At 63.2% G+C, this 15,419-nt stretch carries 11 protein-coding genes and 1 pseudogene; 5 read left to right on the forward strand and 7 right to left on the reverse strand.

What is annotated here, in order from left to right; translation table 11 throughout:
* Positions 1-1,248 (reverse strand): Zn-dependent hydrolase (locus tag APH36_RS05235; RefSeq protein ID WP_060497770.1); only part of this gene is annotated, 1,248 nt, incomplete at its 3' end.
* A 138-nt stretch (positions 1,249-1,386) separates the two neighbouring features.
* Positions 1,387-2,877: an NCS1 family nucleobase:cation symporter-1 gene (locus tag APH36_RS05240; RefSeq protein ID WP_060497771.1), complete on the reverse strand. Its 1,491-nt coding sequence runs from the start codon at positions 2,875-2,877 to the stop codon at positions 1,387-1,389.
* 344 nt (positions 2,878-3,221) lie between these two features.
* On the opposite strand from APH36_RS05240, the gene hydA reads away from it, so the two are divergent.
* The 3 genes and pseudogenes from hydA (at position 3,222) to preA (ending at position 7,384) form a co-directional block, all read left to right on the forward strand.
* Positions 3,222-4,661 (forward strand): dihydropyrimidinase, encoded by a 1,440-nt coding sequence (gene hydA, locus APH36_RS05245; RefSeq protein ID WP_060497772.1) that lies wholly within the window; start codon positions 3,222-3,224, stop codon positions 4,659-4,661.
* An 84-nt stretch (positions 4,662-4,745) separates the two neighbouring features.
* On the forward strand, positions 4,746-6,113 hold the full coding sequence (locus tag APH36_RS05250; RefSeq protein ID WP_060497773.1) for an NAD(P)-dependent oxidoreductase: 1,368 nt from the start codon (positions 4,746-4,748) through the stop codon (positions 6,111-6,113).
* Positions 6,114-7,384: pseudogene (preA, locus tag APH36_RS05255) on the forward strand (NAD-dependent dihydropyrimidine dehydrogenase subunit PreA). It begins immediately after the preceding gene.
* A 136-nt stretch (positions 7,385-7,520) separates the two neighbouring features.
* Here preA and APH36_RS05260 read toward each other — a convergent pair.
* The 5 genes from APH36_RS05260 to gnd all read right to left on the reverse strand — a co-directional run bounded on the left by APH36_RS05260 (position 7,521) and on the right by gnd (position 12,963).
* On the reverse strand, positions 7,521-8,141 hold the full coding sequence (locus tag APH36_RS05260; protein WP_060497831.1) for a TetR/AcrR family transcriptional regulator: 621 nt from the start codon (positions 8,139-8,141) through the stop codon (positions 7,521-7,523).
* Positions 8,141-8,497, reverse strand: coding sequence for a VOC family protein (locus APH36_RS05265; protein WP_060497774.1), 357 nt, complete (start codon positions 8,495-8,497; stop codon positions 8,141-8,143). Before APH36_RS05265 ends, APH36_RS05260 begins: the two co-directional genes overlap by 1 nt.
* Before the next feature lie 80 nt (positions 8,498-8,577).
* Positions 8,578-10,374, reverse strand: coding sequence for a glycoside hydrolase family 15 protein (locus tag APH36_RS05270; protein ID WP_060497775.1), 1,797 nt, complete (start codon positions 10,372-10,374; stop codon positions 8,578-8,580).
* Positions 10,375-10,435: 61 nt separating this feature from the next.
* Positions 10,436-11,932: a glucose-6-phosphate dehydrogenase gene (gene zwf, locus APH36_RS05275; protein WP_060497776.1), complete on the reverse strand. Its 1,497-nt coding sequence runs from the start codon at positions 11,930-11,932 to the stop codon at positions 10,436-10,438.
* The gene (gnd, locus tag APH36_RS05280; protein WP_082426341.1) at positions 11,929-12,963 is read right to left on the reverse strand and encodes a phosphogluconate dehydrogenase (NAD(+)-dependent, decarboxylating); all 1,035 of its coding nucleotides are present in this window, start codon (positions 12,961-12,963) and stop codon (positions 11,929-11,931) included. The genes zwf and gnd overlap by 4 nt, the downstream gene beginning before the upstream one ends.
* A 152-nt stretch (positions 12,964-13,115) precedes the next feature.
* On the opposite strand from gnd, the gene APH36_RS32040 reads away from it, so the two are divergent.
* Together APH36_RS32040 and glgA are read left to right on the forward strand one after the other, a co-directional pair.
* Positions 13,116-13,283 (forward strand): DUF6026 family protein, encoded by a 168-nt coding sequence (locus APH36_RS32040; protein WP_013973320.1) that lies wholly within the window; start codon positions 13,116-13,118, stop codon positions 13,281-13,283.
* A gap of 563 nt (positions 13,284-13,846) precedes the next feature.
* Positions 13,847-15,406, forward strand: a complete 1,560-nt coding sequence (gene glgA, locus APH36_RS05285; protein WP_060497778.1) for a glycogen synthase GlgA — start codon at positions 13,847-13,849, stop codon at positions 15,404-15,406.
* Positions 15,407-15,419: the final 13 nt, after the last annotated feature.

Genomic DNA, 15,419 nt, shown 5'->3' on the forward strand with positions numbered 1-15,419 from the left:
CGCCGCCAGCATCGCCCGCAGCAACACCGCACACCCTGCCGCCAGGTCATCCGGCGTGGCGTTCTCGATCTCGTTGTGGCTGATGCCGTTCTCGCATGGCACGAATATCATCCCCGCCGGCCCCAGTTCGGCCAGGAAGATCGCGTCATGCCCCGCGCCGCTGACGATGTCCATGTGCGGCAGGCCCAATGCCTTGGCCGACTCGCGCACCGCATCGACACAGCCCTTGTCGAAGTACAGCGCCGGGAAGTCCGCCGTAGGTACCAGTTCATGGCTCAGGCCATGCTTGGCACAGGTGGCCTCGATCACCCCGCGCACCTCGGCAATCATCGCATTCAGCTGCTCGCCCTCCAGGTGCCGGAAATCCAAGGTCATGCGCACCTCACCCGGGATCACGTTACGCGACCCGGGGTACGCCTGCAGGCATCCCACGGTGCCGCAGGCATGGGGCTGATGGCCGAGGGCGGTGCGGTTGACTGCTTCCACTACCGCAGCGGCACCGACCAATGCATCCTTGCGCAGGTGCATGGGCGTCGGCCCGGCATGGGCCTCGACACCACGCAGTGTCAGGTCGAACCACTTCTGGCCCAGGGCACCCAGCACCACGCCGATGGTCTTGGCCTGATCTTCGAGGATGGGCCCCTGCTCGATATGCGCTTCGAAGTACGCCCCCACCGGGTGGCCCAGCACTGCACGAGGGCCCGCATAACCGATGGCATTCAAAGCCTCGCCAACGCTCACACCCTGGGCATCGCGCTTGGCCAGGGTTTCTTCCAGGGTGAACTTGCCGGCAAACACCCCCGAGCCCATCATGCAAGGCGCAAAACGCGAACCTTCTTCGTTGGTCCACACCACGACTTCCAACGGTGCTTCGGTTTCCAACCCCAGGTCGTTGAGGGTGCGGATCACCTCCAGCCCGGCCATCACCCCGAAGCAGCCATCGAACTTGCCGCCCGTAGGCTGGGTGTCGATATGGCTGCCGGTCATCACCGGGGGGAGCTTGGGGTTACGCCCGGGACGGCGGGCAAAGATGTTGCCGATGGCGTCGATGCTGACCGTGCAACCGGCGGCCTCGCACCACTGCACGAACAGGTCGCGGGCCTGGCGGTCGAGGTCGGTCAGGGCCAGGCGGCAAACGCCCCCTTTCACGGTGGCACCGAGGCGGGCCAGGTCCATCAACGATTGCCACAGACGATTGCTGTCGACATGGTGAGCATTGGTTTTGAGGATGTCTTGGACTGGATTCACAGGTTTCTCCTTCAGGCTTTTTTGTTGTCTGTCAGGGCCCTATCGCCGGCAAGCCAGCTCCCACAGGTACTGCACACCATTCGAAAGCTGTGGTGAACCTGTGGGAGCGGGCTTGCCCGCGAAGAGGCCAGCGCGGTCTCAAGGCAATGGCTTGGCCAGCCGCGCAGGATTGCGAGCCGCCACGCTGGCGAAGACGTAATACAGACCCCCACCCAGCAACGAGCCGGTGAACCAGCCGTAGTCGTAAAACCAGCTGAAACTGCTGTTGCCAATGGCCATCACGGTCAGCGCCACCGGCAAGGCAAAGGCGGCAAACCCGGCCCAGTTCCACGCCGGATACACGTCATCCCGGTACAGCCCGGCCAGGTCCAGCTGCTGCCGACGGATCAGGAAGTAGTCCACCACCATGATCCCGGCAATCGGCCCGAGCAGGCTGGAATAGCCAAGCAACCAGTTGGAATACACGCTCTCCAGGCTCAGGTCGGACACGATCCAGCCCAGCTTCTTCAGCAGCTCATGCCCCATCAGCGCCAAACCGATGAAGCCGGTCAGCCATACCGCACGGCTGCGCCCGATCAGGCGAGGGGCAATGTTCTGGAAGTCGTTGGTCGGTGACACGATGTTGGCGGCGGTGTTGGTCGACAGCGTGGCGATCACGATCAGCGCCATGGCCAGGGCCACCCAGAACGGGCTGTGGATCTTGCCGATCAGGCTGACCGGGTCGGACACGGTTTCGCCCACCAGCGACGCCGAGGCAGCGGTCAGCACCACGCCCAGCGAAGCGAACAGGAACATGGTCAGCGGCAGGCCGAAGATCTGCCCCAGAATCTGGTCTTTCTGGCTGCGGGCGTAACGGCTGAAATCGGGAATGTTCAGCGACAACGTGGCCCAGAAACCGACCATGGCGGTAAGCCCGGCGCAGAAGTAACTGACCACGCTCGCCCCTTCCGGGCGCTTAGGTGGCTGGGCCAGCAGTTCGGCAATTGACATGTGCGGCAACGCCCAGAACAGCAGCCCGACGCCCACCGCCACCAGCAGCGGTGCCGACAGTGTTTCCAGCCACTTGATCGACTCGGCGCCGCGCAGCACCACCCACAGGTTCAGGCACCAGAAGATCATGAAGCCGATCACCTCGCCGGTGCCGCCCAGTGCTTTCCAGTCATCGAACACCGACCCGAGAAACAGGTGAATGGCCAGCCCGCCAAACATCGTCTGGATACCGAACCAGCCGCACGCGACCACCGCGCGGATCAGGCACGGTACGTTGGAACCGAGGATGCCGAAGGACGAGCGCAACAGCACCGGAAACGGGATGCCGTACTTGGTGCCGGGAAACGCGTTGAGGGTAAGCGGAATCAGCACGATCACGTTGGCCAGCAGGATAGCCAGCAACGCCTCGCCCACGCTGAGGCCGAAGTAAGCGGTGAGCACGCCGCCCAAGGTGTAGGTGGGTACGCAGATGGACATGCCTACCCACAGGGCAGTGATGTGCCATTTCTTCCAGGTGCGCTGGTGCACTTTGGTGGGCGCGATGTCGTGGTTGTAGCGCGGGCTGTCGAGGACATCACTGCCCTCGGACAGCTCGAACAGGCCATCTTGCTCGACCACTTCCGATCTGCTCTGTTGCATGGGCCCTTCTCCAGATTTTCTTTTAATTGTTTGCTCATCGGGCTAATTCGATGGCCGGAGTACGCACGCGTAATCGTGCTTAAAAATCTTGACCAGAATTTCATCTTGTCAAGTGAGTCAAAAACCTTCGAAACCCCCGCAACCAGCGCTAACTGAATTATTAATCGTTAAATATCAGGTAGTTAAAAACCACAAAAATAATAGGAAAATTTTCTTGATGAATCCCCAATCAGCATCTAGCCTCGAATCTTGTCAGGCCTGACAGGATTAACCGACCTGCCCGCCCTGCACCCGTGACAATTCCAAGAACCGGCCCAGACCGGTCAGCCTGCGAGGAAAACGGCATGTCCCTGTTGATCCGTGGCGCCACCGTGGTTACCCACGAAGAAAGTTACCCCGCCGATGTCCTGTGTGCCGATGGCCTGATCCGCGCCATCGGGCAAAACCTCGAACCCCCGACCGACTGCGAGATCCTCGACGGCAGTGGCCAGTACCTGATGCCCGGTGGCATCGACCCGCATACCCACATGCAGTTGCCGTTCATGGGCACCGTGGCCAGCGAGGACTTCTTCAGCGGCACCGCTGCGGGCCTGGCCGGCGGTACGACCTCGATCATCGACTTCGTCATCCCCAACCCGCAGCAGTCGTTGCTGGAGGCCTTCCACACCTGGCGCGGCTGGGCACAGAAAAGCGCCAGCGACTATGGCTTCCATGTCGCCATCACCTGGTGGAGCGAGCAGGTGGCTGAAGAGATGGGCGAGCTGGTGGCCAAGCACGGGGTGAACAGTTTCAAGCACTTCATGGCCTACAAGAACGCCATCATGGCCGCCGACGACACCCTGGTGGCCAGCTTCGAGCGCTGCCTGCAGCTGGGTGCCGTGCCGACCGTGCATGCCGAAAACGGCGAACTGGTGTACCACCTGCAGAAAAAACTGCTGGCCCAAGGCCTGACCGGGCCGGAAGCCCACCCACTGTCGCGCCCGTCCCAGGTCGAGGGCGAGGCGGCCAGCCGGGCCATCCGCATTGCCGAAACCCTCGGCACGCCGCTGTACCTGGTGCACGTGTCCAGCCGCGAGGCACTGGATGAAATTGCCTACGCCCGGGGCAAGGGCCAGCCGGTGTATGGCGAGGTGCTGCCCGGCCACCTGCTGCTGGACGACAGCGTCTACCGTGACCCGGACTGGGCCACTGCGGCCGGCTACGTGATGAGCCCACCGTTCCGCCCGCGTGAACACCAGCAAGCCCTGTGGCGCGGCTTGCAGTCGGGCAACCTGCACACCACCGCCACCGACCACTGCTGCTTCTGCGCCGAGCAGAAAGCCATGGGCCGCGACGACTTCAGCCGTATTCCCAACGGCACCGCCGGCATCGAGGACCGCATGGCAGTGCTGTGGGATGCCGGGGTGAACAGCGGGCGTTTGTCGATGCATGAGTTCGTTGCGCTCACCTCCACCAACACGGCGAAGATCTTCAACCTGTTCCCGCGCAAAGGTGCCATCCGTGTTGGCGCCGATGCCGACCTGGTGCTGTGGGACCCGCAGGGCACCCGCACCATCTCGGCCCAGACCCACCACCAGCGGGTGGACTTCAACATCTTCGAAGGCCGCACCGTGCGTGGCATCCCCAGCCACACCATCAGCCAGGGCAAGGTGCTGTGGGCCGATGGCGACCTGCGTGCCGAAGCGGGCGCGGGGCGGTATGTGGAACGGCCGGCGTATCCGTCGGTGTATGAGGTGCTGGAGCGCAGGGCCGAGCATCAGCGCCCGACGCCCGTGCAGCGTTAAGGCGATTGGGGCGCGCAGCGCCGCCAGATAACACCGCCAAGCTTGCTTGTCGCCTGCCCCAACAAAAATAGAGAGGCTACAACCGTGATCGACGCCCTGAACCACTTGCCGCGCCCCCGGGCCGGTGCCGACCAGTTGGCCGAGCGCTTCGGCGACCTGGCCCCACCCCTCACCGCTCGCCAGGCCGCCGTCGAAAGCGCACGCTGCCTGTACTGCTACGACGCGCCCTGCGTCAACGCGTGCCCCAGTGACATCGACATCCCCTCGTTCATCCACCGCATCAGTGACGAAAACCTGCAAGGCGCCGCCGAACGCATCCTCTCCGCCAACATCCTCGGCGGCAGCTGCGCCCGTGTATGCCCCACCGAAATCCTCTGCCAGCAAGCCTGCGTGCGCAATAACGCGCAGGAGTGTGCGCCGGTACTGATCGGCCAGCTTCAGCGCTATGCCCTGGACAACGCCCACTTCACCGAACACCCGTTCAAGCGTTCACCGGCTACCGGCAAGCGTATCGCCGTGGTCGGTGCCGGGCCTGCAGGGTTGTCCTGTGCCCATCGCCTGGCCATGCACGGGCATGACGTGGTGGTGTTCGAGGCCTGTGACAAGGCTGGCGGCCTCAACGAGTACGGCATCGCCCGCTACAAACTGGTCGACGACTATGCGCAACGTGAAGTGGAATTCCTGCTGGGCATCGGTGGCATCGAAATTCGCCATGGCCAGCGCCTGGGCGACAACCTCAGCCTGGGCGAGTTGCGCGACCAGTACGACGCGGTATTCCTTGGCCTCGGCCTGAATGCCGTGCGCCAGTTGGGCCTGCCGGATGAAGAAGCCCCCGGCCTGCTCGCCGCCACCGCATACATCCGCGAACTGCGCCAGGCCGATGACCTGAGCCAATTGCCCTTGGCCGACCGCTGCCTGGTGATCGGTGCCGGCAACACCGCCATCGACATGGCCGTGCAGATGAGCCGCCTGGGCGCCCGCGACGTCAACCTCGTGTACCGCCGTGGCAATGCCGACATGGGCGCCACCGGCCACGAGCAAGACATTGCCAAGGCCAACCAGGTGCGCCTGCACACCTGGGCCCGCCCCGATGCCGTACTGCTGGATGACGCTGGCAAGGTGCGCGGCATGCGCTTCGCCCGCACCGAGCTGGCCGACGGCCGCCTGCGCGACACTGGCGAAACCTTCGAGCTGGCCGCCGATGCCATCTTCAAGGCCATCGGCCAACGCTTCGACGATGCCAGTCTCGGCGACCCGGTGGCTGCACAGCTGGCCCGCGAGGGTGAGCGCATCCGTGTCGACGAAACCCTGCAAACCAGCCTGCCGGGCGTGTATGCCGGCGGTGACTGCACTGCCCTCGGCCAGGACCTTACCGTCCAGGCCGTACAGCACGGCAAGCTGGCCGCCGAAGCCATCCATGCCCGACTCATGCTCAACGTGGAGGCAGCGTAAATGGCCGACTTGTCTATCGTGTTTGCCGGCATCAAGGCACCCAACCCGTTCTGGCTGGCTTCCGCGCCGCCCACCGACAAAGCCTACAACGTGGTCCGCGCCTTCGAGGCCGGCTGGGGCGGCGTGGTGTGGACCTGGGCGAGGACCCGGCGGCGGTCAATGTGTCGTCGCGTTACTCAGCACACTACGGCGCCAACCGCCAAGTGCAGGGCATCAACAACATCGAGTTGATCACCGACCGTTCGCTGGACATCAACCTGCGCGAAATCACCCAAGTGAAGAAAGACTGGCCCGATCGCGCATTGATCGTGTCACTGATGGTGCCGTGCGTGGAAGAATCGTGGAAGTTCATCCTGCCACTGGTGGAGGCCACCGGGGCCGACGGCATCGAGCTTAACTTCGGCTGCCCGCACGGCATGCCTGAACGGGGTATGGGCGCGGCGGTCGGCCAGGTGCCGGAGTACGTGGAAATGGTCACCCGCTGGTGCAAGACGCACTGCTCGCTGCCGGTGATCGTGAAGCTTACGCCGAACATCACCGACATCCGCCAATCGGCCCGTGCCGCGCACCGGGGCGGGGCCGATGCGGTGTCGTTGATCAACACCATCAACTCCATCACCAGTGTCGACCTCGACCGCATGGTCGCCCACCCCATCGTGGGGGACCAGAGCACCCACGGCGGCTACTGCGGCTCGGCGGTCAAGCCGATTGCACTGAACATGGTGGCGGAAATCGCCCGCGACCCGGAAACGCGTGGCTTGCCGATCTGCGGCATTGGCGGCATCGGCAACTGGCGTGATGCGGCAGAGTTCATGGCCTTGGGCAGCGGCGCCGTGCAGGTGTGCACGGCGGCGATGCTGCACGGGTTCCGCATTGTCGAGGACATGAAGGATGGCCTGGCGCGCTGGATGGACCAGCATGGGCATGCCACCATCGAAGCATTTCGCGGGCAGGCGGTGGGGCATACCACCGACTGGAAGTACCTGGACATCAACTACAAATCGGTGGCCCATATCGACCAGGAGGCCTGCATTGGCTGTGGGCGTTGCCATATAGCCTGTGAGGATACGTCTCACCAGGCCATTGCCAGCACGCTGAAGGCTGACGGCACGCATGCCTACAGTGTGATCGAGGAGGAATGCGTGGGCTGCAACCTGTGCCAGATCACCTGCCCTGTGGAAAGCTGCATCGAGATGGAGGCGCAGGATACCGGCAAGCCGTACCTGAACTGGACGCAGGATCCGCGTAATCCCTATCGCGAGGCGAGCTGAGGCAGATAGGGGCTGCTGCGCAGCCCTTCGCGGGCAAGCCCGCTCCCACAAGGACCGCGCCGCTTGTGAAAACCGCGCAATTCCTGTGGGAGCGGGCTTGCCCGCGAAGGGCCGCACAGCGGCCCCACTTGCTGTATCAAGGCTCTAACCCAATCCCTCGCAAGATCACACTGGTCACCGTCTGCACCGCACTCTCGAACGCCATGTCCGACAACATCTCCCCGCCATTGAGCAGTTCAACCTGGTAGCCAAAGTCAGCATAGTGCTGGGTCGAAGCCCAGATCATGTACAGCAACGCCGACGGCTCCACTGGCAGAATGCGCCCCTCCTCTACCCAACGGCGGATCTTGGCCTCTTTCAACTTGGCCCAGGGCACCAGGCTTTCCTCCAGGTTCACCCCCAGCACCGGCGCCCCGTGCAGCATTTCTTCGGCCCAGATCTTCGAACCCAGCGGCCGCGAACGCGAATGGCCCATCTTGGCGCGGATGTAACTGGTCAACACCACACGTGGGTCGTCGAAGTTCTCGAAGCACAGCGCGTCCTGCTTCCACACGTCCAGCAAGTCTTGCAGTACCGCGCGGAACAGGTCGTCCTTGGTGCTGAAGTAATAGTGCAGGTTGGAGCGCGGCAACTCGGCCTGTTCGGCAATGTCGCCCATGGAGGTGGCGCCATAGCCTTTTTCGGCGAACACCTTTTCCGCCGCCTGCAGAATCTTCTCGATATTGCGCCGGCGGATTTCGATCTTGTGGTTGGCCATCAGCCCTGGGCCGTCCACACCGCCAGTTCATAACCGTCCGGGTCGATGAAGTGGAAACGTCGCCCGCCGGGGAAGGCAAACGTTGCCCGGCTGATTTTCGCACCCGCCGCCTCGACCCGCTGCTGCGTGGCCTCCAGGTCGTCGGCATACAGGATGATCAGCGGCCCACCCGGAGTCACCGGCTCGCCAGTGGTAAAGCCGCCAGTCAACCGGCCATCGCTGAACTCGGTGTACGTAGGCCCGTAGTCGGTGAACACCCAGCCGAACACGCTGCCATAGAAGGCCTTGCTCCGTGCGATGTCGCTGACATTGAACTCGATGTTGTCGATCTGCCGATCAGTACCGCGAATGCCCATGGGTGCTCCGTGCCTAAGGGGTTTGGCCTAGTCTACTCCGCTTGCTCCAACGTGGTGCAATTCCTTGGTGCACGTCGCACCTATCTGCAACTCGCCCGGTCACGCACGGGGCACTGTGCCCGATACAAATTGAGCGCAGTGTTGATGATGCCGATATGACTGAACGCTTGAGGGTAGTTGCCAAGCATGCGCTGGCCGGCCGGGTCATATTGCTCGGCCAGCAGGCCAAGGTCGTTGCACAGGCCGGTCAGGCGTTCATACAGCGCCTGCGCCTCTGCCTGGCGCCCGAGTAAGACATACACGTCAGCCAGCCAGAACGAGCACACCAGGAAAGTACCCTCCCCGGGCGTCAGGCCATCACTGCAACTGTCGCTGTCGTAACGCAACAGCAGGCCGTTCTTCAGCAAGCGCTGTTCGATCTGTTCAAGCGTGCGTAAAAAGCGTGGATCATCTGCCGGCAGAAATCCGGTCAGGGCAACCTGCAACAGGCTGGCGTCCATTTCTGTAGAACCGTAGGCCTGGACGAAATACCGACCGCTGGCATCAAGGCCACGCTCGCAGACTTCACGGTGGATCTCATCGGCTACCTGTCGGTAATGCCGCCCACGCTCACGGCCTTCCTCCGTGGTGTCAGCCAGCCCCGCAGCGCGGTCGAAGGTCACCCAGGCCATCACCTTGGAGTGCACGAACTGCTGCCGGCCGCCACGCACTTCCCAGATGCCTTCGTCCGGCTCGCGCCAGATGCCCTCGACGTAGGGCAAGATCAAGCGGGATATAGCAGCGCTGCGCGGGTGGCGCGGCAAACCGCCCTTGATCGCCTGGGTCATGGCATCGGCCAGTTCGCCGTAGATGTCCAGCTGCATCTGCTGCGAGGCGGCGTTGCCCACCCGCACGGGTTGCGAATGCTCGTAACCGGCCAGCCACGGCAAGGTGTATTCCTGCAAATCCCGTTCACCAGCCAGGCCGTACATGATCTGCATCTGTTCGGGGTTGCCGGCCACCGAACGCAGCAGCCATTCACGCCAGGCCTGGGCTTCGTCGAAATAGCCAAGGTTCATGAACGCCAGCAGGGTCATGGTGGCGTCGCGCAACCAGCAGAAGCGGTAGTCCCAGTTACGTTCCCCACCCACGCGCTCGGGCAGCGAGGTGGTGACGGCGGCGACGATGCCTCCTGTGGGGGCGTAGGTCATCGCCTTGAGGGTGAGCAACGAGCGGCGCACCAAAGCCGTGTAGGGACCTACGTGCGGGCAGCGGGCGGCAAAGGCCTGCCATTGATCGATGGTGTGGGCCAGGGCCAGGTCAGTGTCGCAGTCGGGTTGCACGGGCAGGTGCGAAGGCTGATGGCGCAGGCTGAAGATGTGCCGCTCACCTGTGCCAACGCGAAAACGGGCGACGGTATGGTGGTCGCGGGCATGGGGCGGCACGGTGCTGCACAGGATCAGTCGGTCAGGGCCCGCGACGGCGCTGAGGGTGAGTGGGTCGAGCCGTTCCACCCAGGGCACGCTGCGCCCGTAGTCGAAGCGCATGACCAAGTCCATTTCGAAGTTGGTTTCACCAGAGATGCCCTCGACGATTCGCACCACCGAATTGACCTCGCCCAAGGGCATGAAGTCGAGCACGCGGGCACGGCCAGTGGCGGTAACCCAGGTGGTTTCCAGCACCAGGGAGTCGTCCAGGTATTGGCGACTGCTGTGCTCGACCGGGTCGCAGGGGACCAGGCGCCAGCGGCCGTTTTCTTCGTTGCCCAGCAGTGCGGCGAATACGGCTGGGGCGTCGAAGCGTGGCAGGCACAGCCAGTCGAGTGAGCCGTCGCGGCTGACCAAGGCGGCGCTTCGGCAGTTGCCCAGCAGGGCGTAGTCTTCGATGTGGGTGGGCATTTGGTCTCCTTGATGTGATCGCCAGTGCCCGCGAAAGGGCCGGTACAGGGTCACAAACCTCTCACCCCAACCGGTGCCACTCGCGCTTGTCCCGCGCCAGCAGTTCGTTGCCTGCCTCAGGCCCATCGTCACCCGCCGGGTACTCATGCACTTCGCCATCCTGCGCCCAGGCATCGAGAAACGGCTGCACTGCACGCCAACCGTTCTCGATGTTGTCGGCACGCTGAAACAGGGTCTGATCACCGGTCAGGCAGTCGTAGATCAAGGTCTCGTAGCCGGTCGCCGGGGTCATCTTGAAGAAGTCTTTGTAGGCAAAGCCCAGCTCGACATTCTCCATCACCAGTTCCGGCCCAGGCCGCTTGGCCTGCAGGTCGAACCACATGCCTTCGTTGGGCTGAATCTGGATTTTCAGGTAATTGGGCTTGGGCCGCTCCAGCTCCGACTCGCGAAACTGCGCATAGGGCGCGGGCTTGAAGCAGATGGCGATTTCGGTATCGCGTACGCTCATGCGCTTGCCGGTGCGCAGGTAGAACGGCACGCCAGCCCAGCGCCAGTTGTCGATCATGACCTTCAGTGCCACGAAGGTTTCGGTCTGGCTGTCGGCAGCGACATTGGCCTCCTGCCGGTAGCCGGGCAACGGCTTGCGCCCCTGCTTGCCGGCAACGTACTGGCCACGCACGGAGTTTTTCAGGGCCATTTTCGCCGACCACGGGCGGATGGCGCCGACCACCTTGGCCTTTTCACTGCGCACGGCGTCAGCGCCGAACGCTGCGGGGGGCTCCATCGCCACCATCGCCAGCAGCTGGAACAGGTGGTTGGGCACCATGTCGCGCAGGGCGCCGGTGCTGTCGTAGAACGCGCCACGGGTTTCGACGCCAACCGTTTCCGCAGCGGTGATCTGCACATGGTCGATGTAGTGGTTGTTCCAGAACGATTCGAACAGGCCGTTGGAAAAACGGCTGACCAGAATGTTCTGCACCGTTTCTTTGCCCAGGTAATGGTCGATGCGGTAGATCTGCCGCTCGCCCATCACCTTCAGCAGGCAGGCGTTAAGCGCCTCGGCGCTGGCCAGATCGGTGCCGAACGGCTTCTCGACCACCACCCGGCGAAAGCCCCCGGCGGACTCGTCGAGCAAGCCGGCCTGCCCCAGGCGCTGGGCCACTTCGGGGAAGAAGCGTGGCGAGGTTGCCAGGTAGAAGATCGCATTACCATGGCTGGTCTTGTCGATGCGCTTGGCGATAGCCTGATAGGTCGCCGGGTCAAGAAAATCACCGGTCTGGTAATCCAGGCGTTTGGCCAGGCGTGCCCACCGCTTTTCGTCCAGGCATTTGGCCGTGCCCTTGTCCCGCTCGACCATGAACGCATGCAGGCGCCCGGCAAAATCCTCGGCGCTTGCCGGGTTGTGGTCGACGCCGACAATGCGCAGGTTGCGGTCCAGCAATCCATCGCGGCTGAGGTTGTACAGCGCCGGCATCAGCAGGCGCTTGACTAGGTCGCCATTGGCGCCGAACAGGAACAGGGTGCAAGGCGGTGCAGCAGGAATGGTCTGTTTGGTCATTCGGCTTTCTTCTCGACATGGCCACCAAAGCCCAGGCGCATGGCCGAGAGGATCTTGTCACCGTAAGTGCCCTGCTGCTGACGCGAGCGGAAGCGGGCGAACAGCGCGCTGGACAGCACCGGCACCGGCACTGCCTGTTCCACGGCGGCGTCGATGGTCCAACGGCCCTCGCCACTGTCGGACACCGAGCCGCTGAACTGCGACAGCTGCGGGTCGGCCACCAAGGCATCGGCGGTGAGGTCGAGCAACCACGAAGTGACCACGCTGCCGCGCCGCCACACTTCAGCGATCTCGGCCACGTTCAGTTCGAAGCGCTGGTCTTCGGGCAGCTCGTTGCCGCCCTTGCTGCGCAGCAGGTCGAAGCCTTCGGCATAGGCCTGCATCAGGCCGTATTCGATGCCGTTATGCACCATTTTCACGTAATGCCCTGCACCGGGTGGGCCGGCGTGAATGTAGCCATGTTCGGCACGCTGGTGCTCGCCGCTACGGCCATGAGTACGCGGGATGTCGCCCACGCCCGGCGCCAGCGCCTTGAACAGCGGTTCCAGGCGCTCGAACACGTCCTTTTCGCCACCGATCATCATGCAGTAGCCACGGTCCAGGCCCCACACACCGCCGGAGGTGCCCACGTCCAGGTAATGCAGGCCGCGTTTGGCCAGTTCAGCGGCGCGGCGCATGTCGTCCTTGTAGAAGGTATTGCCACCGTCGATGATCGCATCGCCCGGCTCCAGCAGTTCGGCCAGTTGGGCGATGGTCTGCTCGGTCGGTTCACCGGCCGGCAGCATGACCCACACTGCGCGCGGCGCTTTCAGTTTTTGTACCAGTGCACCGAGGTCGTGTGCGCCTTGAGCACCCTCGCCTTCCAGCCCGGTGATGGCCTCACGGTTGCGGTCGTGTACCACGGTGCGGTGGCCGGCGCGCATCAGGCGCCTTGCGATATTGCCGCCCATGCGGCCCAGCCCGACGATTCCCAGTTGCATGAGCCGATGCTCCCTTTTCGAAATGGTTGACGACACAGTCCAGCTTTTCAGATTAGTCCAGCGTACCGCAGGAGGGTTCAGCGACGAACGGCGAGACCACGATAAACAAAAAAGTTCCCAAGCCCTGCGAAAGAATTCAGAATGCGCCCCGCGTGAAGCGTCTACGCTTTAATTGTCGCCAGCCAGAACCGCGAGGTGTGCTCATGGGTACCTTAATGCCAGCAACCCCAACCCAGACACTTTATGTCTCCGTGCGCCGTGATGAGCTGCGTAAACTGAAAGACGAGCGTGACCAGCTGCGCCAGCAGGTCGCCCAACTGAACCTGCTGCTGGCGCAAGCGCGTACCGACGGCAAGGCCGTCAGCCTCTGATCTTTCCTTCCTCTCAGTGGGGGCTGTAGGGCTCCCACCTGTTGACTCTACTTTTCCAGGTCAGTCCCCTTCGCGGGTTCACCCGCGAAGAAGCAAACGCCCATCCAATGCCCCACTATGGTGCAACCGCCCACTCCGGCCACAATTTGGCGCACCCGCAAAACGGCTCCGGCAAACCTTTTCACATCCAGTCACATACGCCAACGTTTGCGTCTATTTCGCACCTCACATTAATGACCAGTGGGTCACCTTTTTATCGCGTTCTCTCCTACACTCGGTTTTCGGCCCGCCATTTGCTCAAGAGAAGAGTGACGTAAAAAGTCGAACTTTAAGGAAAGCCGGTAGGTCATGAATTAAGTAGGCCAAACGCATGGGGCACTCCCAGCCACGGCCCACCCACCCCAACCAGTCCACTCGCCTGCGGCCGGAATGCCGACAGCGCTGTGCCTGCGCGCACGACTCAGGGGCATGGAACGCACTACGCAGATTCGAACCAGAGAGAACCAACACGATATATCGCCACGGGTGCCAGCACCCGGCCAAGCATAGGGACGGAGAGAAGTATGATCAGTGCCGCTGTCGAGCCTCACGTAGATTCATTCAACCCGGACAACCGCGAGCCGCTCACACCGGACTTCGCCAAGACAGGCACGGCACCCGGCGCCCAGCGCCAGCACAACCCCAACAAGCGCAAGATCCTGTTCGTAACCTCGGAAATCGCCGATCTGGTGAAAACCGGTGGCCTGGGCGACGTATCTGCCGCCCTGCCCCGCGCCTTGGCGCATCTGCACGATGTGCGGGTGCTGATCCCCGGCTACCGCCAGGTGATGGAAAGCGACAACCCCATCCACATCGTCGGTGAACTGGGAGGCCACGCGGCACTGCCGCCGTGCAAGATCGGGCGCATGGACATGGCCGACGGCCTGGTGATCTATGTGCTGATCTGCCCCGAACTGTACCAGCGCGACGGCACGCCCTATGGTGCCAACAATGGCCGCGACTGGCCCGACAACCACATCCGCTTCGCCCGCCTGGGCCTGGCCGCCGCCGAAATTGCGGCTGGCGAAGGCAAGATCCACTGGACACCCGAAGTGGTGCACGCCCATGACTGGCCCGCCGGCCTGGCCCCGGCCTACATGCACTGGCGCGGGCTAAGCACGCCTACCCTGTTCACCATTCACAACCTGGCTTACCAAGGTGTGTACAGCCGGGGTTGCAGCCCGGAGCTGGCCATTCCCGACCACGCCATGCAGCAGGAAGGCATGGAGTTCTACGGCAAGCTGTCGTTCCTCAAGGCGGGCCTGGCCTACTCCAGCCACATCACCACGGTCAGCGCCACCTATGCCCGGGAAATCACCACCCCCGAATTTGGCTGCGGCCTGGACGGTTTCCTGGCCAGCAAGGCCCAGCAAGGCCTGCTCGGTGGTATCCCCAACGGCATCGACGAAAGCTGGGATTCGGCCACCGACAAGCACCTGCAGCACAACTTCAGCATCAATGACTGGGAAGGCAAGGCACGCAACACCCAGGAAGTGCGTGATCTGTTCGGCCTGGAAGCCTCGGAAGGCCCGCTGTTCGCCGTCGTTTCGCGGCTGGTCTATCAAAAGGGGCTGGACCTGACCCTGGGCGTGGCCGACTACATCGTCGAGCAAGGCGGGCAGATTGCGATCATCGGCCGTGGCGAGCCGGAAGAAGAACAGGCCATGCGTGAACTGGCGCTGCGCCACCCAGGCCGCATCGGTGTGCGCATCGGCTTCAACGAAACCGACGCACGGCGCATGTTCGCCGGCAGCGACTTCTTGCTGATGCCGTCACGCTACGAGCCGTGCGGCCTCAGCCAGATGTACGCACAGCGCTTCGGCTCGCTGCCGGTGGCGCGCAATACTGGCGGCCTGGCCGACACCATCGAGTGCGGCGTTACAGGCTTCCTGTTCAACGAATCCACCGTCGAGAGCTACCGCCAGGCACTCAGCCGCGCCTTCTATGTGTACGGCAAGAAGGACCTGCTGAACGCCATGCGCTGCCTGTCGATGACTCAGCCGTTCAACTGGTGCCAGGCGGTGGAACCCTATGCCCGTCTCTACGAGAACCTGGTCAAGCAGGCACAGCTGGGCCATTACTGAGCGAGGGTCAGAA

Origin of the sequence: Pseudomonas sp. NBRC 111133 (assembly GCF_001320605.1) — a bacterium.
In the GTDB taxonomy this organism is placed as follows: Bacteria; Pseudomonadota; Gammaproteobacteria; order Pseudomonadales; family Pseudomonadaceae; genus Aquipseudomonas; species Aquipseudomonas monteilii.